This window comes from Actinosynnema sp. NPDC059335 (genome assembly GCF_042752395.1).
In the GTDB taxonomy this organism is placed as follows: Bacteria; Actinomycetota; Actinomycetes; order Mycobacteriales; family Pseudonocardiaceae; genus Actinosynnema.
The window spans coordinates 1-19,823 of record NZ_JBHYXZ010000075.1 but is presented as its reverse complement, the minus strand read 5'-3'; the positions used below and the strand labels follow the sequence as shown (position 1 = coordinate 19,823).

Annotated in this window: 16 protein-coding genes; 7 read left to right on the top strand and 9 right to left on the bottom strand. The window is 75.2% G+C overall.

All coding sequences use genetic code 11. The annotated features are described in order from the left end of the window. The first annotated feature begins 97 nt into the window (after window positions 1-97). Window positions 98-1,192, top strand: a complete 1,095-nt coding sequence (locus ACFXGA_RS22970; RefSeq protein ID WP_378090884.1) for a serine hydrolase domain-containing protein — start codon at window positions 98-100, stop codon at window positions 1,190-1,192. Here the strand turns inward: ACFXGA_RS22970 and ACFXGA_RS22965 are convergent. Then, on the bottom strand, window positions 1,189-2,400 hold the full coding sequence (locus ACFXGA_RS22965; RefSeq protein WP_378090883.1) for a cytochrome P450: 1,212 nt from the start codon (window positions 2,398-2,400) through the stop codon (window positions 1,189-1,191). The two genes, ACFXGA_RS22970 and ACFXGA_RS22965, sit on opposite strands and share 4 nt — an antisense overlap. Window positions 2,401-2,519: 119 nt before the next feature. On the opposite strand from ACFXGA_RS22965, the gene ACFXGA_RS22960 reads away from it, so the two are divergent. Further along, entirely contained in the window at window positions 2,520-3,143 is a 624-nt protein-coding gene (locus ACFXGA_RS22960; RefSeq protein WP_378090882.1) for a hypothetical protein, read from the top strand. A gap of 52 nt (window positions 3,144-3,195) precedes the next feature. Beyond that, a complete protein-coding gene (locus ACFXGA_RS22955) occupies window positions 3,196-4,518 on the top strand; it encodes a glycerate kinase (protein ID WP_378090881.1) in 1,323 nt (440 codons plus the stop codon). Window positions 4,519-4,567: 49 nt separating this feature from the next. On the opposite strand, the gene ACFXGA_RS22950 is transcribed toward ACFXGA_RS22955, so the two are convergent. The 3 genes from ACFXGA_RS22950 to ACFXGA_RS22940 form a co-directional block, all read right to left on the bottom strand. Next, window positions 4,568-5,353: a sugar phosphate isomerase/epimerase family protein gene (locus tag ACFXGA_RS22950; protein ID WP_378090880.1), complete on the bottom strand. Its 786-nt coding sequence runs from the start codon at window positions 5,351-5,353 to the stop codon at window positions 4,568-4,570. A 221-nt stretch (window positions 5,354-5,574) separates the two neighbouring features. Beyond that, window positions 5,575-6,870, bottom strand: a complete 1,296-nt coding sequence (locus ACFXGA_RS22945) for an MFS transporter (RefSeq protein WP_378090879.1) — start codon at window positions 6,868-6,870, stop codon at window positions 5,575-5,577. 94 nt (window positions 6,871-6,964) lie between these two features. After that, window positions 6,965-7,834 carry a universal stress protein gene (locus ACFXGA_RS22940; RefSeq protein WP_378090878.1) on the bottom strand — a complete coding sequence of 290 codons (870 nt, stop codon included), beginning with the start codon at window positions 7,832-7,834 and terminating at the stop codon, window positions 6,965-6,967. A gap of 217 nt (window positions 7,835-8,051) precedes the next feature. On the opposite strand from ACFXGA_RS22940, the gene ACFXGA_RS22935 reads away from it, so the two are divergent. Further along, window positions 8,052-9,653: a serine/threonine-protein kinase gene (locus ACFXGA_RS22935; RefSeq protein ID WP_378090877.1), complete on the top strand. Its 1,602-nt coding sequence runs from the start codon at window positions 8,052-8,054 to the stop codon at window positions 9,651-9,653. Here the strand turns inward: ACFXGA_RS22935 and ACFXGA_RS22930 are convergent. From ACFXGA_RS22930 to ACFXGA_RS22910, 5 genes are all read right to left on the bottom strand, one after another. Further along, entirely contained in the window at window positions 9,650-11,932 is a 2,283-nt protein-coding gene (locus ACFXGA_RS22930) for a transglutaminaseTgpA domain-containing protein (protein WP_378090875.1), read from the bottom strand. The genes ACFXGA_RS22935 and ACFXGA_RS22930 overlap by 4 nt on opposite strands. A 16-nt stretch (window positions 11,933-11,948) precedes the next feature. After that, on the bottom strand, window positions 11,949-13,088 hold the full coding sequence (locus tag ACFXGA_RS22925) for a DUF58 domain-containing protein (RefSeq protein WP_378090874.1): 1,140 nt from the start codon (window positions 13,086-13,088) through the stop codon (window positions 11,949-11,951). Between the two features lie 5 nt (window positions 13,089-13,093). Further along, window positions 13,094-14,080 (bottom strand): AAA family ATPase, encoded by a 987-nt coding sequence (locus tag ACFXGA_RS22920; RefSeq protein WP_378090873.1) that lies wholly within the window; start codon window positions 14,078-14,080, stop codon window positions 13,094-13,096. A gap of 55 nt (window positions 14,081-14,135) precedes the next feature. Further along, window positions 14,136-16,304: a hypothetical protein gene (locus ACFXGA_RS22915; protein ID WP_378090872.1), complete on the bottom strand. Its 2,169-nt coding sequence runs from the start codon at window positions 16,302-16,304 to the stop codon at window positions 14,136-14,138. Between the two features lie 451 nt (window positions 16,305-16,755). Beyond that, a complete protein-coding gene (locus ACFXGA_RS22910; protein ID WP_378090871.1) occupies window positions 16,756-17,250 on the bottom strand; it encodes a MarR family winged helix-turn-helix transcriptional regulator in 495 nt (164 codons plus the stop codon). Window positions 17,251-17,341: 91 nt separating this feature from the next. On the opposite strand from ACFXGA_RS22910, the gene ACFXGA_RS22905 reads away from it, so the two are divergent. From ACFXGA_RS22905 to ACFXGA_RS22895, 3 genes are all read left to right on the top strand, one after another. After that, window positions 17,342-17,890: a YceI family protein gene (locus tag ACFXGA_RS22905; RefSeq protein ID WP_378090870.1), complete on the top strand. Its 549-nt coding sequence runs from the start codon at window positions 17,342-17,344 to the stop codon at window positions 17,888-17,890. A 705-nt stretch (window positions 17,891-18,595) separates the two neighbouring features. Then, the gene (locus ACFXGA_RS22900; RefSeq protein WP_378090869.1) at window positions 18,596-19,096 is read left to right on the top strand and encodes an ATP-binding protein; all 501 of its coding nucleotides are present in this window, start codon (window positions 18,596-18,598) and stop codon (window positions 19,094-19,096) included. Window positions 19,097-19,228: 132 nt separating this feature from the next. Then, window positions 19,229-19,765 carry a hypothetical protein gene (locus ACFXGA_RS22895; RefSeq protein WP_378090868.1) on the top strand — a complete coding sequence of 179 codons (537 nt, stop codon included), beginning with the start codon at window positions 19,229-19,231 and terminating at the stop codon, window positions 19,763-19,765. Window positions 19,766-19,823 lie beyond the last annotated feature (58 nt).

The following is a 19,823-nucleotide window of genomic DNA, read 5'->3' as shown; positions in this document are numbered from 1 at the left end:
CCGCGGCGTCCCGGTCGGCGCGGAGCACCGCAGCGGCGGGGGGAACGCGGCACGATCGCGGTCGCCGGGCGGGGCCGGGCGGCGTTACGTTCCGGGGGTGGCGGAGATCCGTGGCACCTGCGACGAGCGGTTCCGGGCGGTGCGCGACGTGTTCGCGGCGACGCTCGACCGGGCGGACGTGGGCGCGTCGGTCGCGGTGTACCTGGACGGCGAACCGGTCGTGGACCTCTGGGGCGGGCACGCCGACGCGGCCCGCACCACGCCGTGGGAACGCGACACCATCGTCAACGTCTGGTCCACCACCAAGACGATGGCGGCGTTGTGCGTGCTGGTGCTCGCCGACCGGGGCGTGCTGGACCTGGACGCGCCGGTCGCCGAGTACTGGCCGGAGTTCGCCGCCGCGGGCAAGGCGGGCGTGCGGGTGCGGCACGTGCTCGGCCACACCGCCGGCCTGCCCACGTGGCACGAGCCGATCACCCTGCCCGACCTGTTCGACCCGGACGACGCCGCCGCCCGGCTGGCCGCGCAGCCCGCCCGCTGGGCGCCGGGCGAGGTCGGCTGCTACCACCCGTTGACGCAGGGGTTCCTGGTCGGCGAGGTGGTCCGCCGGGTCACCGGTCGCCGGCTGGGCGCGTTCTTCGCCGAGGAGGTGGCCGGGCCGCTGGGCGCGGACTTCCACATCGGCCTGCCGGTGGAGCACGACCACCGGGTGGCGGCGGTGATCCCGCCACCCGGCGCGGTCCGCCGGCCCGCGCCGGCCATGCCCGGCGAGGAGCCCAACCCGCCGGTGGTGGCCGAGGACGCGAACGTCCCGGCGTGGCGGCGCGCGGAGATCCCGTCGGCGGGCGGGCACGGCAACGCGCGGTCGGTGGCGCGGGTGCAGGCGGTGCTGGCGTCCGGCGGCGCGGTCGGCGGGGTGCGGCTGCTGTCCGAGGCCGGGTGCCGCCGGGTGCTGGAGGAGCAGTTCCGGGGCGTGGACCGGTACCTGGGCGTGCCGATCCGGTACGGGCTCGGCTACCGGGTCGAGGGACGGACGTGCTCGTGGGGCGGCTGGGGCGGTTCGGTCGTGGTGATCGACCTCGACGCCCGGCTCGCCGTCGCGTACGTGATGAACCAGATGCTCGGCCAGGGCACGGTGGGCGACAACCGGGGCCTGGGCGTCGTGCTGGCCGCCTACCGCGGGCTCCGCTAGGCGTGCCGCAGCACGACCGGCAGGGAGCGGTGGCCGTTGGAGATGAACGACGGCACGTGGTCCAACTCCTCGACGGGCACGGCGAGCGCGAGGTCCGGGAACCGCCCGAACAACGCGGGCAGCGCCACCTCCGCCTCGATGCGCGCCAGCGGTGCGCCGAGGCAGAAGTGCACGCCGTGGCCGAACGACAGGTGGGTCTTGTCCGCGCGGGTGATGTCGAACTCGGCGGCCGTGGGGCCGTGGTGCGCCGGGTCGCGGCCCGCGGCGGCGTACCCGGCCAGGATCGCCTCGCCGCGGCGGATCGTCGTGCCGCCGACCTCGATGTCCTCGACGGCGTAGCGCAGCGGCAGGTGCGCCACCGGGGCCTGCCACCGCAACGTCTCCTCGACCACGTCGGCCCAGCGCCGTTCGCCGGCCAGCACCAGCCGCAGCTGGTCGGGGTGCGTGAGCAGGGCGATGACGGCGTGGTCGAGGAGGTTGACGGTGGTCTCGTGGCCGGCGGCGATCATCAGGATGAGCGTGTCGAGCAGTTCCTCCTCGCTGAGGCGGGCCCCGTCCTCCTCGCGGGCGGCGATCAGGCCGCTGGTCAGGTCGTCGCCGGGGTCGGCGCGCTTGAGGGCGACCAGCTCGTCGAGGACCTCGTAGAGCCGACGCTGGTTGGCGATCGCCTCCTCGGGCGTGGTCGTGGTGGCGAACAGGCTGTCCACGATCCGGCGCAGGTCGGGGCGCAGGTTTTCGGGCAGGCCCATCAACCGGCAGATCACCTCGATCGGCAGCGGGTAGGCGAAGCCGGCGCGCAGGTCGGTCCGGTCGGGTCCGGCGGCGAGCCGTTCGACCAGGTCGGCCGTGATCCGCTCGACCTGCGGGCGCAGCGACTCGGCCCGGCGGGCGGTGAACACCTTGGAGATCAACGACCTCAGCCTGCGGTGCTGGGCCCCGTAGGCGGTGAACATGTTGTGCGACGTGACCCACAGGTACAGCGGCCAGTCCTCCGGGATGTCGGCCAGCGCGGGCCAGTGCCGGCGCGCGTCCTTCGACACCCGGTGATCGCTCAGCAGCCGGCGCAGCAGCTCCTGCCCGCCGATCGACCATGCCTTGACGCCGCCCGGCAGCTCGACCCGCGCCACGGGCCCCAGCGCGCGTAACGCGGCCGCCTCGGCGTGGATGTCGCGACCGGTCGGATCGAGCGTGTACGCATCCGCAGTCATGTACCCATCGCTACCGGAAGATCACAGTCGGTACAAGGGAATTGCACGGCGTGCACCGGATGTGTCCACGTGAGCAGTGCGGCAGTGGGGTTATCGCCGCGGCGTTTATGTTCTGACGCATGGCATTGGTGTGGCTCGCGCCGGACGACCGGGTGGTCGACGGCTTCCTGGCGTTGGCGGGTTCGTCGTGGGGGCGGGCGGAGTTGGACGGGGCATGGTCGGCGGCCGGGTGGCCGTCGCCGCGCGGGCGGTCGGTGGCGGAGGAGGTGTACGGCGCGCACGAGTACCGCTTCGCCGTGGACGAGCACCGGTGGGTCGGCGTGGCCGTGCGGTTCGACCCGGACGAGGTGGTCGGCTTCTTCCTCCCCTTCGCCACGTACGTCGACGAGTCCGACCCCGACGACCCGGACGTGGAGGACCTGTTGTCCGCGTGCGGCGCGCCGTGGTCGGGCGACGCGCTCGCCGGCCGGGCCGAGTTCGACGCCCGGCACGACGAGGCGGTGGCGCGGCTGACGGCGCGGCTCGGCGACCCGCACGCCGTCGGCCGGCACGACGAGGCGTGGCACCACGCCGTGTGGCGGGTCCGCGACCGCCTCGTGGTGCTGGCGCAGGGCGAGGACTTCGAGCGGTACGGGATGGCCGACAACGCGTGCCTGTGGGTGGTGCGGCACGACGACGCGCTGCCGGTGCCGACCGGTGACGACCTGTACGCGTTCCTCTGCGGCGACGCGGCACCCGCGTGACCGGTTCGCCAAGCGCTTGACAGGAAACGAGGAAAACGTTTTCCATGGTGCGGTGACGCACCCCGCACCCGGCCACGTCGTCGTGGCGCTGGACTCGTTCAAGGGTTCGCTGTCCGCGCGGCTCGCCACGGCCGCCGTCGCCCGGGGGTTGCGCCGGCACGGGGCGACCGTGCACGAGCACCCGGTCGCGGACGGCGGCGAGGGCACGCTCGACGCCGTGCTGACGGCCGGTTTCACCGCCGTGCCGGTGGCGTCGGTCGACGCTCTGGGCCGCCCGGTGCTCGCGCGCTACGCCGTCCGCGACGGGGTCGCGGTGGTGGAGCTGGCCGAGACGTCGGGGCTGGGCCGGGTCGCGGACGTGCCGGTCATGCCGGAGCGCGCGGCGGCCGCGTCCACGTTCGGCACGGGCCTGGTGATCGCCGCGGCGCTGGACGCGGGCTGCACCGCGGTCGTGGTCGGGCTGGGCGGCAGCGCCACCACCGACGGCGGCGCCGGCCTGCTCGCGGGTCTCGGCGCCCGGCTGCTCGACGGGGACGGGAACGTGGTGGAGGCCATGACCTCGCCGCCGGCGGTCCGCGCGGTGGACCGGACCGGCCTGCTCGACGGGGACGCCGCCGCGACCCCGCCACAGCCGGCAATCCGCGAGATCGACCAGGACGGCCTGCTCGACGGGGCCCCGGCGGGGATCTCGCCGCTGCGGGCGGTCCGCGACACCGACCGGGCCGGCGCGCTCGACGGGGACGCGGCCCCGACCTCGCCGCTGCGGGCGGTCCGCGCGGTGGACCGGTCCGGGCTGCACCCCCGGTTGGCGGAAGTCGAGCTGGTGGTGGCGACCGACGTGGACAACCCGCTGACGGGTCCGCACGGCGCGGCGGCGGTGTACGGGCCGCAGAAGGGCGCGGACTCGGCCCTCGTCGCCGCGCTGGACGCGGACCTCGCCCGGTGGGCGGACCTGCTGGACGCCGGGGCCGCGACCGTGCCGGGCGCGGGCGCGGCGGGCGGTGCGGGGTTCGCGCTGCTGGCGCTCGGGGCCTCGGTGCGGCCGGGCATCGACCTCGTGCTGGGGCTCACCGGGCTGGCGGACCGGCTGCCCGGTGCGCGGTTGGTGGTGACCGGGGAGGGGCGGTTGGACCGCCAGACGCTGCGGGGCAAGGCCCCGGTGGGGGTCGCGGCGGCGGCGCGGCGGGTGGGGGTGACCGCGGTCGCCGCGACCGGGAGCTGCGCCCTGGACCGCGCCGAACTGGCCGCCGCGGGCTTCGCCGGCGCGTTCGCGCTGACCGACCTGGAACCGGACGTGTCCGTGTGCCTGACCCGCGCCGAACCGCTGCTGGAACGCCTCGGCGAACGCATCGCCACCACGTTCCCCGCCACCTGAACCCACGACCGCGCCACCGGTCGGCCCCGCGCACCGGTCGGCGCGGGGGTCACCGCTCCCCTGGCCGCCACCGGGCGTACCAGTCGGCGGCGGCCCGCAGCGGCACGGGCAGGGGAGCCGTGTCGGGGTACCAGGCGCGTTCCCACTCCAGCGACACCCAGCCCGACCAGTCGGCCAGCAGCCGCCCGCACTCGGCCAGCGGCACGTCGCCCTCGCCCGGCGGCACCGGCGTCGGGTCGGCGGCGGTCACGTCCTTCACCTGGAAGTACCCCAGGTACTCCCCCAGCACCTCGCGGGTCCGGGCCGGCGGTTCGCCCGCGCGCCAGGGGTGCACCGCGTCCCACAGCACCGCCACCCGCTCCGGCTCGGCGAACGGCTCGACCAGGCGCCGCGCCGCCGCGCCGGTCGGGTGGGAGTCGTGCGTCTCCACCAGCAGCCGGACGCCCGCGGCCCGCAGGTCGGGCAGCACCGCGCCGATGCGCTCGACCGCCGCCGCTTCGCCGTCCCGCGTGCCGTCACCGCCGGGGAACACCCGGACCGCGGGAGCCCCGAGCAGCACCGCCAACTCCACCAACGCGCGCAGCTCGTCCACCACCGGCCCCGGCCCGCACACCTTCGCGTACCCGGCGAGGCAGGCCACCTCCAGACCGGCGTCGGCGACCTCGGCCCGCACCCGCGCGGCGCGGTCGGGCGGCAGGCCGACGCGCACCTCCTCGTCGGGGTGCACGCGGACCTCCAGCCCGTGACACCCGTGCGAGGCCGCCACGCGCGCGGTGTCCCGCACCGGCGCACCGGGCGCGCCGAGCGTGCTGACCGCGAACCGCCACCCGTCCATCCCCGCCCCTCCCGTTCCCGCGAACGCCGTCACGCGATGCGCGACAGGCGTTCCGGCTCGACGCGGCCCACCAGCGGCGGACCCCGCACGAACCGACCGACCTCCGCCACCGCGAACTTCCCAGCCGCCGCAGCTCGCGCCCCTGCGCCCCGTGACGAGCACGTTGGGCCCGGAGACGTGGCCGGCTCGCCGACCTGCTCGGACTGGCCGAGGGGGCCGGGCTACCGACCGCGCGGGGTCCACCGCCCGGAACCGGCGACCACCCGGTCCCGAACCGGCTCGTCGTCCTCCGGCGCGACCGGCTCCAGGTCGGCGGCCACGACCGACTCGCGCCGGTGGTCGCGGCGCAGCACCGACCACCCCGCCAGCAGCGCGGCGACCAGCGTCAACCCGCTCGCGACGGTCAGCGCCGAGAGCGGGCCGGCCGCGGCGACGACCGCACCCGCGACCAGGATGCCGACCGTGCCGGAGCAGGCCGTGACCGCGCCGGCGGTGGCCAGCACCCGTCCCCGCACGGCTTCCGACGTGCGCAGCTCCACCAGCCCGGTCAGCGTGGCGTGCTGCACCGCGCCGCACCCGCCCGCGACCAGCCACGCCAGCGCGTTGACGACCACGTGCGGCACCAGGGAGGGCGCGGCCAGCGACACCGCCATGACCAGGTTGACCGCCACGAACGCGGTGAGCAGCGCCCGCGCGGTGGCGAAGCGGCGACCGAACCGCGCGCCGAGCAGCAGGCCCGCGGTCCAGCACGCGAGCACCGCGCTGTAGGTGAACCCGTTGCCGCCGAGCGGCCCGAGGACCAGGAACACCTCGTTGACCAGCGCGACGGCCACCGCGACGCCGACGACGGTCTGCGCCACCACGCGGCCGAGCAGCAGCCGGTCGCTGCGCAGGAGCACCCAGCCGCTCCACTGGCCGCCCGGCCCGGCGGCGGTGTCGTCGCGCCGGGGGTCGCGGTCCACCCGCAGCGCCAGCACCACGAGCGCGAGGTGCGCGAACGCGGTCACCGCGTCGAACATGACGGCGACCTCGACGCCGGGCCCGACCGCGATCACGCCGCCGAGCACGATGCCCGCCACCGCGCCGGTGTTCTGCGCGGACGACAGGCGGGCCTGGCCGTCCTGGTCGTCGCCCCCGGTGAGGGGGATCAGCGCGGAGGCGCACGTCCGCACCACGCCGCCGGCCACGCCGAGCAGCGCCGTCAACCCGTACAGCACGGGCAGCCGCTCGTGCCCGAACAGCAGGCCCACCAGCAGCAGCACCTGGGCGAACACCGACACGGACAGCAGCAGGTGGTTGCGGACCCGCTCGACCGCCCACCCGCCGAGGGGCGCGCCGAGCACCGCGCCGAACGCGGCGGCCACGAACAGCCCGGCGACCGCGAACGGCCCCGACCCGGCCAGCCCGGTGGTGAACCCGACCAGCGTGACCTGCGCGCCCAGACCGGCCAGCCCGGCGCCGCCGACCAGCACCGCCAGGTCCCGATTCGCGCGCAGACCGCCCAGCACCGCGACCATCCCGCTCCTCTGCGCCGCCGTCGGATACCGTCACCGACCCGTGGGGTGCCGATCATGCCCCAAGATCGCCTCCGGCGGCACGGTGCCGGCGCGGTCAGGTGCGCGAGCCCGTCGGTCGGACGACGGCCACCGGGCACGGCGAGTGGTAGACCATGGCCTGGCTGGTGGAGCCGAGCAGCAGGCCGGCGAACCCGCCCCGGCCGCGGCTGCCCACGACCAGGAGCTGCGCCTCGCGGGCGGCGTCGAGCAGGGCCTTGGCCGGGCGTTCGCGGACCACCCGCCGGTCCACCGCGACGTCCGGGTAGTCCTCCAGCCGGCCCGCCAGGCGTTGCGCGAGCAGCTGCCGCTGCTGCTCGGCCACGTCGTCCCAGTCGACCCGCAACCGGTCGGCGTAGGGGGCCTCGGCGAACAGCGCCGTCCAGGCCAGCAGCGCGACCAGCGACGTGCCGCGCATGGACGCCGCCTGGAACGCGAAGTCGATCGCCTCCTCGGCGGCGGGCGAGCCGTCCACGCCGACCACGACCGGACCGCCGGTCCGGGCCTCGCCGCGGACCACGACCACGGGGCACTCCCCGTGCGTGGCGACCGCGACCGCCACGGACCCCACGACCAGGCCCGAGAACCCGCCGAGGCCCTGCGAGCCGAGCACGACGAGCCGGGCGTCGCGCGAGGCGTCGACCATCGCGGCGGAGGGCTGGCGCGCGACGATCGACGTCTTCGGGTCGGGCACCAGGTCGCGCACCGACGCGGCCGCCTGCTCCAGCCACTGCCGGCCCTGCTCCTCGAACGCCTCCTGCACCTCCGGGCCGGTCATCACCATCTCCGGGTAGGCGTGGACGGGCAGCGCGTAGGCGTGCACGAGTTCGAGGGGCACCCGGACCCGGACCGCCTCCTCCGCCGCCCACCGGACGGCGGTCAACGCCGACTCCGAGCCGTCCACACCGACCACGATCGGGCCACTCATCGCAAGTCCCTCCACCGCCGACGCCTGCACACGCACCCACCATCCGACGCCCGGCCCCGGCCCGCACGTCGAGCCCACCCGGTCGGGGACCCCGCCACGGCCGGTCACGGTGGTCCACTTCGGACGGAACCGGCGGCGGTGGGCCGTTCCGGCGCACCGCGCCGCGCCCGTTCGGAGGCGTGCGGCGACACCGGGCCGGCCCGATACGATCCCGGTCGTGGACCCCGCCGACGACCTGCTGGCCTGGGCGCCCCCGCCCGGCCGGAGCGGTGGGACGCCGGCCGTGGCGCTGCCCGGCTACAGCGACTTCCGGCTCGTCGCGCACGGCGGGGAGGGCACGGTCTACCGGGCCACCCAGGACGGGCTGGGCCGCGACGTGGCGGTGAAGGTCCTGGACGTCACCGACCCCGACACGGTCAGCCGGTTCCGCCGGGAGCTGGAGATCACCGTCCGCCTGGGCCGCCAGCACCCGCACATCGTCACGGTGCTGGACACCGGCGTGATCGCGGGCCGGCCGTGCATCGTGATGGAGTACTACGACCTCGGGTCGCTGCACGACCGCCTCCACCGGCACGGGCCGCTGCCGGTGCACGAGGTCGTCGCGGCCGGCGTCGCGGTGGCCGACGCGCTGGCGTTCGCGCACGGCCAGGGCATCCTGCACCGGGACGTGAAGCCGCAGAACATCCTCGTGCTGCCCACGTCGTACGTGCTGGCCGACTTCGGCATCGCGCGGGGCGCGGACGCCGCGCACACGGCGTCGTTGGGGATGGTGAGCTACCGCCACGCCGCGCCGCAGATGGTGGACGGCAACCCGCCCGCGGCGGCCGACGACCTGTGGTCGCTGGGCTCGACGCTGTTCACCCTGCTGGACGGCCAACCGCCGTTCGCGTCGGCCAACCCCGGCGAGGACACCATGCTCGCCTACCTCGGCCGGGTCCGCGAGGCGCAGCCCCGGTCGCTGCTGCGGCGCGACGTGCCGGCCGAGCTGGTGGCGATCATCCTGCGGTGCCTGCGCAAGGCCCGCGAGGACCGGTTCCCGGACGCGGCGTCGTTGCGGGCGGCGCTGGCGGCGGTGCCGACCGGGGCACCGCAGTCCACAGTGGACCCCGAGCACACGGTGGCGGTGCGGCGGCAGGTGCCCGAGCACTACCCGGACGGCCCGACCGAGCTGCCCGACTTCGGCCCCCGGCCGGTCCGCGAGACACCGCCGGAACCCGCCCCGAGCGAGGCCGAGCCGGTGCGGACGTGGACCGAGAACCTGGCCGACCTGACCGTCCGCCACCACACCGACCACCGCCCGCCCCCGCCACCGCCCCCGCCGCCGCCGGTGGAGCTGCCGGAGCCGCCGCCGCGCCGGTCCCGCCGGGGCTGGAAGCTCGCCGCGGTGGGCGCGGTGTTCGCGGGCGTGGTGGTCGGGGTGGCGGTGAACCTGCCGGGGCGGTCGGACCGGGTGGCGTCCCCCGGCACCACGACCGTGACGACGACCGAGGTGACCACGACGACCACCACGGCGAACCTGCCGGAGGGCGGCGACCCGAGGTTCACGCCGGTGCTCAAGCGGTTGGAGGACGACGGCGACCGGATCGAGCTGTTCTGGACCGACCCGAGCGACGGCAACGCCCAGTTCGTCGTGGTGGACGTGACCGGCTCCACCGCCAAGCCGCTGGTGACGGTGGTGGCCGGCGTGACGTCGCACGTGCTGGAGGGCCTGGAGCCGAGGGCTCCGCAGTACTGCTTCCAGGTGCTCGCGATCGGGCTGGAGGACCCGGCGACGCAACGCGGCGCATCGGCCCGCACGTGCGCCGTGCGCAACGGCTAACGCCGCCACAGGGGCCGGGGGTCCACCGCCCAGAACACCCGGCGGTACCACGGCACCCCGTGCCGCAGACCGCTCCGGACCTGCTTCGCCAACCGCCACGCCGACCTGCCGGGCTCGCCGGGACCCGTCGGAACGCCGCCCGCCCGCACCGCCGGGGACCGCGCGCCGGACGGGGTCCACGCCTCGCCGACGGCCCGGGCTCGCGCGGCCGGCATCCCCACCCCACCGGCAACGTGCCCGACCCGCGCACCACCGGCGGAACCCCCGCGCCCAGGCCCGGCGGACACCCGCGCACCACCGGCCGACCCGGAACCGGCCGAGGCCCCGGGATCACCGACCCCGACCGGCGCCGGCCGACCGGCCGGTCGGGGCGGGGCGAAGGCGGCGTGGTCGGCCAGTCGGGCCAGTTCCGCCGCCGGTTCCGAACCGAGGTCCGCGGCGATGTCCGGCGCGGTCCGGTCCGGCGACGGCGTGCGCCCCGCCAACAACAGCCCGTCCAGCACGTAGGCCCACGCGCCGGTCGCGCCGGCGGCCCGCAACCGCCTCCGCCGCACCAGCCGCGCCAACCCCGACGTCAGCAGCACCACCACCGGCACGCCGCCCAGCACCGCGTACCCGATCCACCTCCGCGACCCGGCCGACGTCCCCTCGGCCGCCACCGGCCCGGACGGCGTCACCAACGGCGGCGGGGCGGACAGCGGGGTGCTCGTCGCCGTGGCCGTCACCGACGCCAACCGGTCCAGCACCTCGCGCTTCCGCGCCGCGCTCGACCCGCCCGACGCCACGCCCGCCACCGGGTCGAACGGCACCCAGCCCCACCCCGAGAAGTACACCTCCGGCCACGCGGTCGCGTCGCTGCCCCGCACCACCCGCTCCTCGCCCGCCGCGGGCTGGAAGCCGACCACGACCCGCGTCGGCAACCCGACCGCCCGGCCCAGCACGGCGAACGCCGACGCGAACTGCTCCGCCGTCCCCGCGTTCGCCCCCGGCTCGCCGGGGCCGCCGAACAGGAACCGCTCCAGCCGCGCGTAGGACGACCCGACCGGCGCCTGCGCGTCCGGCCTCCGGTCCTGCTTCACCACCTGCTCGATCGCCACGGCCCGCTCGTACGGCGTCCGCGCGTTCCGCACGACCTGCCGCGCGTACTCCGCCAGCGAGTACGGCAACCCCGGCAGGTCCAGGTACCGACCGGCGTCGGCGGGCACGGTGGCGTCCAGCAGGTCCGTGTCGTCGGGCACGTCCAGCACACCGCGCACCCGGTACGACAACCCCGGCGTCAGCTCGTCCGGCAGCACCAACGACCCCGAGTCCGGGTCGACCACCGCGCCGTCCAACGACACCGCCGTGGGCCGCCCCACCGTCGGCAGCCACCGCCCGCCCAGCTCGCCCACGGTGATCTCCACCTCGACCTCGTCGACCCGCGCACCCGGCGGCAGGTCCGGCTCGGCCACGGCCCCGATCGGCCCGTACAGCGACGCCGCCCGCCACGCCGCGCCCGAGAAGTCCGACAACGCCACCAGCCGCACCGCCCGCTCCGGCCCCCGCACCCGGAACAGCTCGACGTCGCCCAGGTTCGCCCACGACGCCAACTGCGGCAGCGGGCTCGCCACCCCCAGGTCGCGCACCGGCGGCTCCACCAGCTCGCGCGGCTCGAACGCGTCACCGGACGGCAGCACCACCGCCAACGCCGCCACCACGGCCACCGGCACGGCCGGCAACCCCAGCAGCAGCCGCCCGCCGACCTCCAGCCGGTCCACCAGCAGCCACCCGACCGCCACCAGCACGACCAGCACCACCGCGACCACGCCGAACCGGTCGGCCCGCCCCGCCGTCAGCAGCGCCGTGCACGTGTAGAGCACCGCCGCGCCGGCCACCGGCGCGAGCAGCGACCGACCACGCCGCGCCACCGCCGTCACCACGAGCAACGACACCCCGAACACCAGCAGCACGCCCGGCGTCAGCAGCTCGGGCGTCACGGGCGCGGGCCGGGCCGCGGTCAGCAGCCGCGGCACCAGGTCCAGCAGCACCCCGGCCGGGTCCAGGCCGTCGACCGCCGTGTCCCGCGCCACCCAGTAGCCGCCGACCAGCGCCAGCACCGCCAACGAGAACGCCACCAGCCCGGCCGGCAGCCGCCGCCACCGCAGCAGCGGCAGGCACCCGAACGCCACCACCACCGCGCCCGCGAACACCAGCGACGCCGCGTACCCCTGCCAACCCGAGCCCAGGTGCAGCGCCGCCACCACCACCAGCAACGCCGACCAGCTCACCCGCGCCCTCACGCCGGCACCACCGCGCTCACCGCGACACCGCCGTGTTCCAGGCGTCCAGCAACCCCTCGGCCTTCGGGTGGCGCAGCACGAGCACCGAACCGACCGCCGAGACCGGCCGCGCCGGCGCCGGGTCCACCGCCAGCACCACCCCCGCCGACGCCCGACCCGCCTCCAGCGTCAACGCGGACAACTCCGCCCGCGCCCCGCACACCACCGCGACCACGTCCAGGTCCCGCACCGGCAGCGGACGTCCCGCCGGGGTCACGTCGGCGGCCTTCAGGTCGGCCAGCGCCGCCAGCACCGCGGACGCGTCGGCGTCCACCGCGCCCGCCGGCAGCTCCACGTCCACCGCGCCCGACGACGACACCAGCCGCACCGGGTGCCCCTCCGCGATCGCCACCGTCACCAGGGACGCCGCCACCTCCACCGCGTCCTCGAAGTCCTCGGCCCCGGCGTAGGACTCCGCGTGGTCGTCCAGCACCACGGCCAGGTGCGGGCGCGCCGGGTCGGCGTCCTCCCGGACCATCAACGTCCCGGTCCGCGCCGACGTCGCCCAGTGCAGTCGGCGCAGGTCGTCACCGGGCACGTACTCGCGCAGCCCCACCAGGTCCGTGCCGCCGCGCTCCACCCGCTCGTCCGCGCCGACGTGCCCGCGCCGCACCCCGCCCGGCAGCCCGCGCACCGGCAGCACCCGCGGCACCACGCGCACCTCCACCACGTCGCCCACCACCGTCCGGGCGTGCGCCAGGCCCGCCGGCCCGCGCCGGCTCAACGTCAGCGGACCCACCCGCAGCAGACCGCGGGTGTGCGTCGGGATCGGGTACTCCACCTTCACCCGCCGACCCGGCGCGAGCAGCGGCAGGTCCACCGCCACCACCTCGCCCGCCACCTGGTCGGTCGCGTCGAACACCACCGGGAACCGCTTGCTGGTGCCCGTCAGCTCCACCACGCCCGTGCACGCGCCCAACCGCTGCACGGTCCGCGGCCGCACCGTGCGCTTCGGCGCGACCTTGGCCCGCGACAGCACCGACACCACACCGGCCGACACGAGCGCCAGCAACGCGATGCCCAGCCCCGCCACACCCGGATAACGCCACCACAACCCGAACACCGCCAGCACCCCGCCCAGGACCGCCGCGCCCGTCCCGCGCGCGGTCAGCCGCACCCGGGTCACCGCGCGGCCGGCCGCGGCACCGCCACGCCCGCCAGGACGTCCGCCAGCACGTCCGCGGTCGTGGTCCCCGCCAACTGCGCCTCGCGCGTGAGCACCAACCGGTGCGCCAACACCGGCACGGCCAACGCCTGCACGTCACCCGGCACCACGAAGTGCCGGCCCTGCGCGGCCGCGTACACCTGCGCGCACCGCACCAACGCGCGCAGACCACGCGTGCTCGCGCCCAACCGCAACCGGCCGTCCTCCCGCGAGGCCACCCCGATGTCGCTGATGTAGCGCAGCAACGGGTCGGCCACGTGCAGCGTCGCCAGCCGACGACCCTGCTCCGCCACCACGTGCGGGTTGCTCACCGTCGGCACCGCGCCCACCTGGCCCGCGCCGCTGCCCGGCCGCAGCACGTCGATCTCGTGCTCCACCGCCGGGTAGCCGATCGACGTGCGCAGCATGAAGCGGTCCAACTGCGCCTCCGGCAACCGGTACGTGCCGTCCAGGTCGATCGGGTTCTGCGTGGCCACCACCAGGAACGGCGCGGGCACGGCGTGCGCGACGCCGTCCACCGTGACCGTCCGCTCCTCCATGACCTCCAGCAGCGCCGACTGCGTCTTCGCCGCGGCCCGGTTGATCTCGTCGGCCAGCACGACGTTCGCGAACACCGGACCAGGCCGGAACTTCACCTGCCCGGTCTGCGGGTCGTACACCGACGTGCCCGTGACGTCGGACGGCAGCAGGTCGGGCGTGAACTGCACCCGCCGCGACACCCCGCCCAACGCGCCCGCCACCGCACGCGCCAGCGTGGTCTTGCCCGTGCCCGGCACGTCCTCCAGCAGCACGTGCCCACCCGCGAACATCGCGACCAGCACGAGGTCGACCACGTCCCGCTTGCCCCGCACCGCGGACTCGACCGCGTCGCCGAGCCGTTCGTGCAGGGCGCGGAACGCCGCGATCTCGTCCTCGCCGATCGCCGGAACCGCCGCAGTCGTCACTTCCAACCCCTCGTGCTCGCCGACCCGTCACCCGTCCACACCGCCGGTCAGCCGGCTACTCCGACCCGTCGCGCCGCATCCGCCGGTTGCGCAGGGTCAGCAGCCACGCCGTCGCCAGCAACCCGATCCCGCCGCCGACGAGCTGGTTGCTCTCCGACGCGGGCAGGCTGTTCGGCTTGCAGATCCTCCCACCGCACTCCTCGACCGGCTCGCGCACGAGCACCGAACGCGCCGCCGAGTCCACCGACCCCGCCGGCCCGTGCGCCCGCACGACGATCGAGTTCGTGCCGAGGTCGACGTCGATCGTCACCGTGCCGCCCGAGCACGCGATCGGCACACTGCTCCCGTAGGTCTTGTTGACCACCTCGCACGTGCCGCTGTGGCTCGCCCAGTCCGCCGGCGGGGCCGTGGTCACCTTCCTCTCGTACTTGTGCGCGCCCACGCCGACCGTGCTGATCACCACGGCGCCCGCGCCGGGCAACGGCGGTGGCGGAGGGGGCGGCGGAGGGGTCGTCGTCGTTGTCGTCGTCGGAGGGGGCGGCGGTGGCGGTGGCGGCGCGGCCGTGGTCGTCGTCGTGACCACCGGCGGGTTCGTGATCGTCGGACCCGCCGCCGGGCGAACCGTCCACGACGCCGTCGCCGCCGCTCCCGTGCCGAACCTGTTGTAGGCCGCCACCGCGACGTCCAGCTTCCCGCTCGCGCAGAACGAAGTGCCCGCGCACGGCAGCACCAGTTCCGCCGACGTGCCCGCGACCCGCGTCTCCCGGGTCCCGCCCGAGAACCCGCCGGTCCCCGTCACCACGTACCCCGTGACCGGCTCGCCGCCGTCGTCCGCCGCGCTCCAGCCGACCGCCACGACCACCGACGTGCCGTTGTTGCCGCGCTGCGACACCGTCACACCCGCGGGCCGGCCCGGAGCCGTGCCCGACACACCGGCGCTCGGGGTCGTCGTCGTCACCGGCGCGGTCGTCGTCTCCTCACCGCGCGGCTGGGAGTCCTGGCCGTGACCCCGGTTGTCCCGCGCCGGCGGGTCGGGACGCGGCGGCGGCGGGCTCGGCACGCTCGGCATCGGCGGCCGCTCCGGGTCCAGCACCGGCAGCTCGGGACTGCGGACCACCACGCTGCGGGTGCGCCCGTCGGAGTCCACGATCACGCCCTCGGCCGCGCCCGGCGTGTTGATGAACAACTTGCCGTCGTCGAACACCAGCGCCGGATCGCCCGGACCACCGGTGCGCACGTCGTCCCCGCCACGCCGGCCGGACCGGTCCAGCACCACGACCTTGCCCGAACCCCGGCACGGCACGTACACCCGTTCGCGGAACACCGCCGGACGGCCCGGCCTGGGGCACGTGAACTGCCCCATGTCGACCCGGACCACCTCGTCACCGGTCACCAGCACCACCGCCGACGCGTCCGGCACCGACGCCGGCACCAGGCCCGTCGGGCTCGTCTGCGCGGCCAGCACCTCGCCCGCGAACGACGCCGTGCTCGTGGTGAGGTCGCGCCCGGTGCCGTCGCGCACCACCACGCCGCCCTCCAACCCGAGCAGCGTCACGCCCCGCTCGTGCGGCACCAGCGCCGTGCGCGGACCCGCCCCGGACACCGCCTTGTTGGACCGCTCCAGGAACTCCAGGTCGTCGTCGGACCACTCCAACGCGTGCAGGTTCCCGCCGTGGTCCACCGCCCACACCACGCCGTGGTCGTCTGCCACCACGTCCGCCAACGGCTGCCCCGCGAGCCACGGCGACCCGATGTCGGCCAACGTCACCGGGTCGGCGTTGTGGATCGACCCCGCCGCGCGGTCGACCACGAAGACCCGGTCGAGCACGATGAGCACCTTCGCCGACGGCCCGGGAGGCGCCTGCCTGCGACCGGACGAGAGCAGCGTGGCGAGGTCGATCACGGTGATCTGACCGGTGCGGCGGTCGAGCACGATCAGCTTGTCGTCGGACTGCGCGATCTCCAACTGCGCGTCCGCGCCGCTGACCTGGAGGCGGGTCTGCGGCTTGCCGGAACTGGGGTTGACCTGCACGACCTCGCCGCGCTGGTCGTCGTTGAGCCACGTCAGGCCGTCGGAGACCTCGACGGCGGTGCGCGAGATGCCGTCGCCCAGCGCGGCGCCGACCAGTAGCAAAAGCCCTAACGCGGCGGCGCTGACACTGGCCGACTCACGCCGGCCCGCGCCGATCGCCCGACGCGCGATCCTGCCCAGCTTGGCTCCCACCCGCCGGATGCTAACGGGCTCGTGTGACGATTCCGGCACAACCCGCGCCCCTGCTCCGGTCGGCTCACCCCGATTCCGCCGTCCGCGTCCACTTCGGACCATCCCTCCCCCGGAGGTGGGATGTTCCGACCGGCCAACGAGGGGCACACCAGCCACCACCCGTGCAAGGGCTCTTCCTCCCCAAGGAGGGGGCCGTGTCATCCCGCCGACCTGGCAACGCCCAACCACGCGTGTCAAGGGGGCACTCCCGGCCCTACCGCACCCGAGGCTGGAACGGCCCCCTTGACGCGTGTGGTTGCCCTTGTGGAGGTCGGCGGGATGACACGGACACCGGCCCCACCACCCAACGGAACATCCGGACGGGGTTGTCCATCCTGCTGATCTGCCCGTCCGGCGAGGACTCTGTTGATCTTTTTTGATCTTCAGAATGCCCTCGCAGACGGCCCAACCCCTACAGGTCCGCGAACTCCTCGCGCTGCACCTTCGCGCACTCCGACGTCAGCCCCGCGTCCACCGCCCGGCTGATCTCGGCCAGCGACCGCAACTGCTCCGGCGTCAACACGTCGAACAGGTGCTCCCGCACCGCCGTCACGTGCCCCTCGGCAGCCGCCGCCAGGACGGCGAACCCGGTGTCGGTCAGGGCCGCGATCGAGCCGCGCCGGTCCGACGCGCACGCCCGCCGCTCGACCCAACCCTCTTTCTCCAACCGGGCCACGGCATGGGAGAGTCTGGACCGTGACGAGTGGCACACCGACGCCAACTCACTCATCCGCAACGCCCGGTCCGGGGCCTCGGACAGCGCGACCAGGATCTCGTAGTAGGCCATGGGCATCCCGGAGTCCCGCTGCAACTGCCGGTCGAGGTGTTCGGTGAACTTCGTCACGGCGGTCATGAAGGCACGCCACACCTGCTGCTCTTCGGCGCTCAACCACCGCACGTCGCTCATGCTCCCATCATACGACCGTTGTTGAACCTTCAACCAGGATGCGCTATGTTCTGTTGAGAGTTCAACCAGACCAACCCAGAAGGACCACTCCATGACCTCGCAGACTGTGCAGATCCCCGGCTACCTCGCGGGCACGTGGGCGATCGACCCGGTGCACTCGGACATCTCGTTCGTGGTCCGCCACCTCGGCGTCTCCAAGGTGCGGGGCCACTTCGGCACGTTCGAGGGCACGATCGTGACCGCCGAGAACCCGCTGGAGTCCACGGTCACGGCCAAGATCGACGCCGCCTCGATCGACACCCGCAACGAGCAGCGGGACGCCCACGTCAAGGGCGAGGACTTCCTGGACGTCGAGAAGTTCCCGGAGCTGACCTTCACCTCCACCGGCGTGCGCGCCCACGGCGAGGGCTTCCTCGTCGACGGCGAGCTGTCGCTGCACGGCGTGACCAAGGCCGTGACCCTGGAGCTGGAGCTGAACGGCTTCGGCGACGGGTTCGAGGGCGCGAAGGTGGCGGGCTTCTCCGCCTCCACCGAGATCAACCGCCGCGAGTTCGGCGTGACCGGCGGCGCTGCGGGCGCGGTCGTCGGTGACAAGATCACCATCCTGCTGGAGATCGAGGCCGTCAAGCAGGAGGGCTGACCCCCACCCGCGGACGGAACCACCGAAGGCCCGCCGGAGCGCCGGCGGGCCTTCGCGCTGCCGCTCCACCGGCTTCGCCGGCGTTCACGCGCGACCGCCAGGTTCCGCCGGACCCGCGGCGCGTCCGCCGGGACCCGCCGACCGTCTCGGCTCGCCCGCGTTCGCACCCGACCGCCACCCCGCGCCATGCCACTCGCCGCCCCCTCCGTCACGCCACCCGCCCCTCCGTCACGCCACCCGCCCCTCCGTCACGCCACCCGCCCCTCCGTCACGCCACCCGCCCCTCCGTCACGCCACCCGCAACCGCCCCCTCGGCCGTGCCACCCGCAACCGCCCCTCACCCCGACCCACCCACCACCGGCGGTCAACGCAGGTCACCGTCCGCTATCGACCGCCGCGCCACCCACCTACGCTGCGTGCCTCGCGTAACTCGTCCGGGCGAACATGACCCCTCATTCCCTTTCGCCGCGTCGTTCGGTAGTTTCCGGTCGCCGCCGCAACCCCGGATGAACCGCCCACCGCCCCCACCCGTAGTAGGTCCGTAGCGAGTCGTGTAAACCAGAGTTCTCTTTCGATCAACACTGAAGTTGTAGAACTCAATGCGGACACGGTCCGCTCACGGACGTAGACCACGTGGGTGACGATGGACGAACTCATGGCACCATCTGGCGCAGCACGCGCCGGAAGCAGGCGAGGAGGATCGGTGTGAACGGCCAGACCGAACAGGTCGACGACCTTCGACTCGTCGCGCTGCCCACCGCGGTGAACGTCGCGGACATGTTCGTGCGCTTCTCGCTCGGCGAGTGGCGCCTGCGGGCGATGCAGGACGAGGCCGCGCAGACGGCCCGCCGGCTCGTCGGGGCGGCGGTCGAGGTGGCCGACCGGCGCGCCCCCGGCTTCCTGCTCGTCCGCCTCCGCCTGACCGGCACCTACCTGGTGGTCGAGGTCGAGGGCAACCGCGTCGCGCTGCCGCCGGAGCTGGCCGGCACCCGCGCGGGCCTGGTGGACCTCACCGCGGGCGGGCACCTGGCCTGGTGCGAGCTGGCCCTGCCGTCGGGCATGAACGCCTCCGCCGTGCCGCTGCCGCGTCGCGAGCCGCGCCGCTCCCCCGCCGCCGAGAAGCTGGGCGACGAGCCGGACGTCGATCCCGAGGTCATCCAGCGCATCCTCTACGGCCTGGGCGGCGGGGCGCACCGGCCCGACTGACCGGCGTTCCCGGCACGTCCCCCATCCGAGCGGGTACTACCACCGTTCGGCAGGCTATCAGCGCGGCCGAATGGCGGTATGCCTGAGGGGTTCTCGCTCCCGCGAGACGCACCTCAGGGAAGGGATCCGCTGATGATGATGCTCCGACGTGCCGCCAGGGTGATGGGCGTGTGGGTCGCCGCGATGGGCGCGGTGACGGCGCTGACCGTCGCGCCCTCCGCCGTGGCCACGACCGCCCTGGTGGTCCCGGACGGCGTGTACCGCATCGCGTTCAACGGCGAGCAGAAGGGCCTGCTGTCCCACATCTCGCGCCTGGAGGGGTCGCCGACGGTCCTGATGGGGCCGTTCCACCACGACCGCGACTACCAGCGGTGGGAGATCGTCCGGGACAGCCGGACCACCCAGATCGTCCGGAACGTGGGCAGCGGCCTGTACCTGGGCCTCGGCGAGAAGGAACCGAAGCACCACCGGCCCGTCGTCGCCACCCCGTACCCGCACTCGTGGGCCATCCACCCCGGCTCGACGCCCGACCGCATGTTCATCACCTCGGTCGTCGGCAGCGGGTTGCGGCTCGACCGGTCCCCCCTGCTGATCTTCCCGCCGCGGGTCGACATCCAGGAGCCCCGGGCGGGCGCCGGGACGGTGAGTCCGGGGTGTACTCAGACCTGACCGCGGGGGCCGCCAGCCCGGCCGGGCGCGCCCCCCACCCTGTCGGTACGACCCGTCG

What these genes read in the sequence shown, in the direction of transcription:
- ACFXGA_RS22905 (WP_378090870.1), top strand. Translation starts at nt 17,342, where the DNA reads ATGACCTCGCAGACTGTGCAGATCCCCGGCTACCTCGCGGGCACGTGG.
- ACFXGA_RS22965 (WP_378090883.1), bottom strand. Translation starts at nt 2,400, where the DNA reads ATGACTGCGGATGCGTACACGCTCGATCCGACCGGTCGCGACATCCAC.
- ACFXGA_RS22950 (WP_378090880.1), bottom strand. Translation starts at nt 5,353, where the DNA reads ATGGACGGGTGGCGGTTCGCGGTCAGCACGCTCGGCGCGCCCGGTGCG.
- ACFXGA_RS22945 (WP_378090879.1), bottom strand. Translation starts at nt 6,870, where the DNA reads ATGGTCGCGGTGCTGGGCGGTCTGCGCGCGAATCGGGACCTGGCGGTG.
- ACFXGA_RS22910 (WP_378090871.1), bottom strand. Translation starts at nt 17,250, where the DNA reads ATGAGCGACGTGCGGTGGTTGAGCGCCGAAGAGCAGCAGGTGTGGCGT.
- ACFXGA_RS22895 (WP_378090868.1), top strand. Translation starts at nt 19,229, where the DNA reads ATGATGATGCTCCGACGTGCCGCCAGGGTGATGGGCGTGTGGGTCGCC.
- ACFXGA_RS22960 (WP_378090882.1), top strand. Translation starts at nt 2,520, where the DNA reads ATGGCATTGGTGTGGCTCGCGCCGGACGACCGGGTGGTCGACGGCTTC.
- ACFXGA_RS22940 (WP_378090878.1), bottom strand. Translation starts at nt 7,834, where the DNA reads ATGAGTGGCCCGATCGTGGTCGGTGTGGACGGCTCGGAGTCGGCGTTG.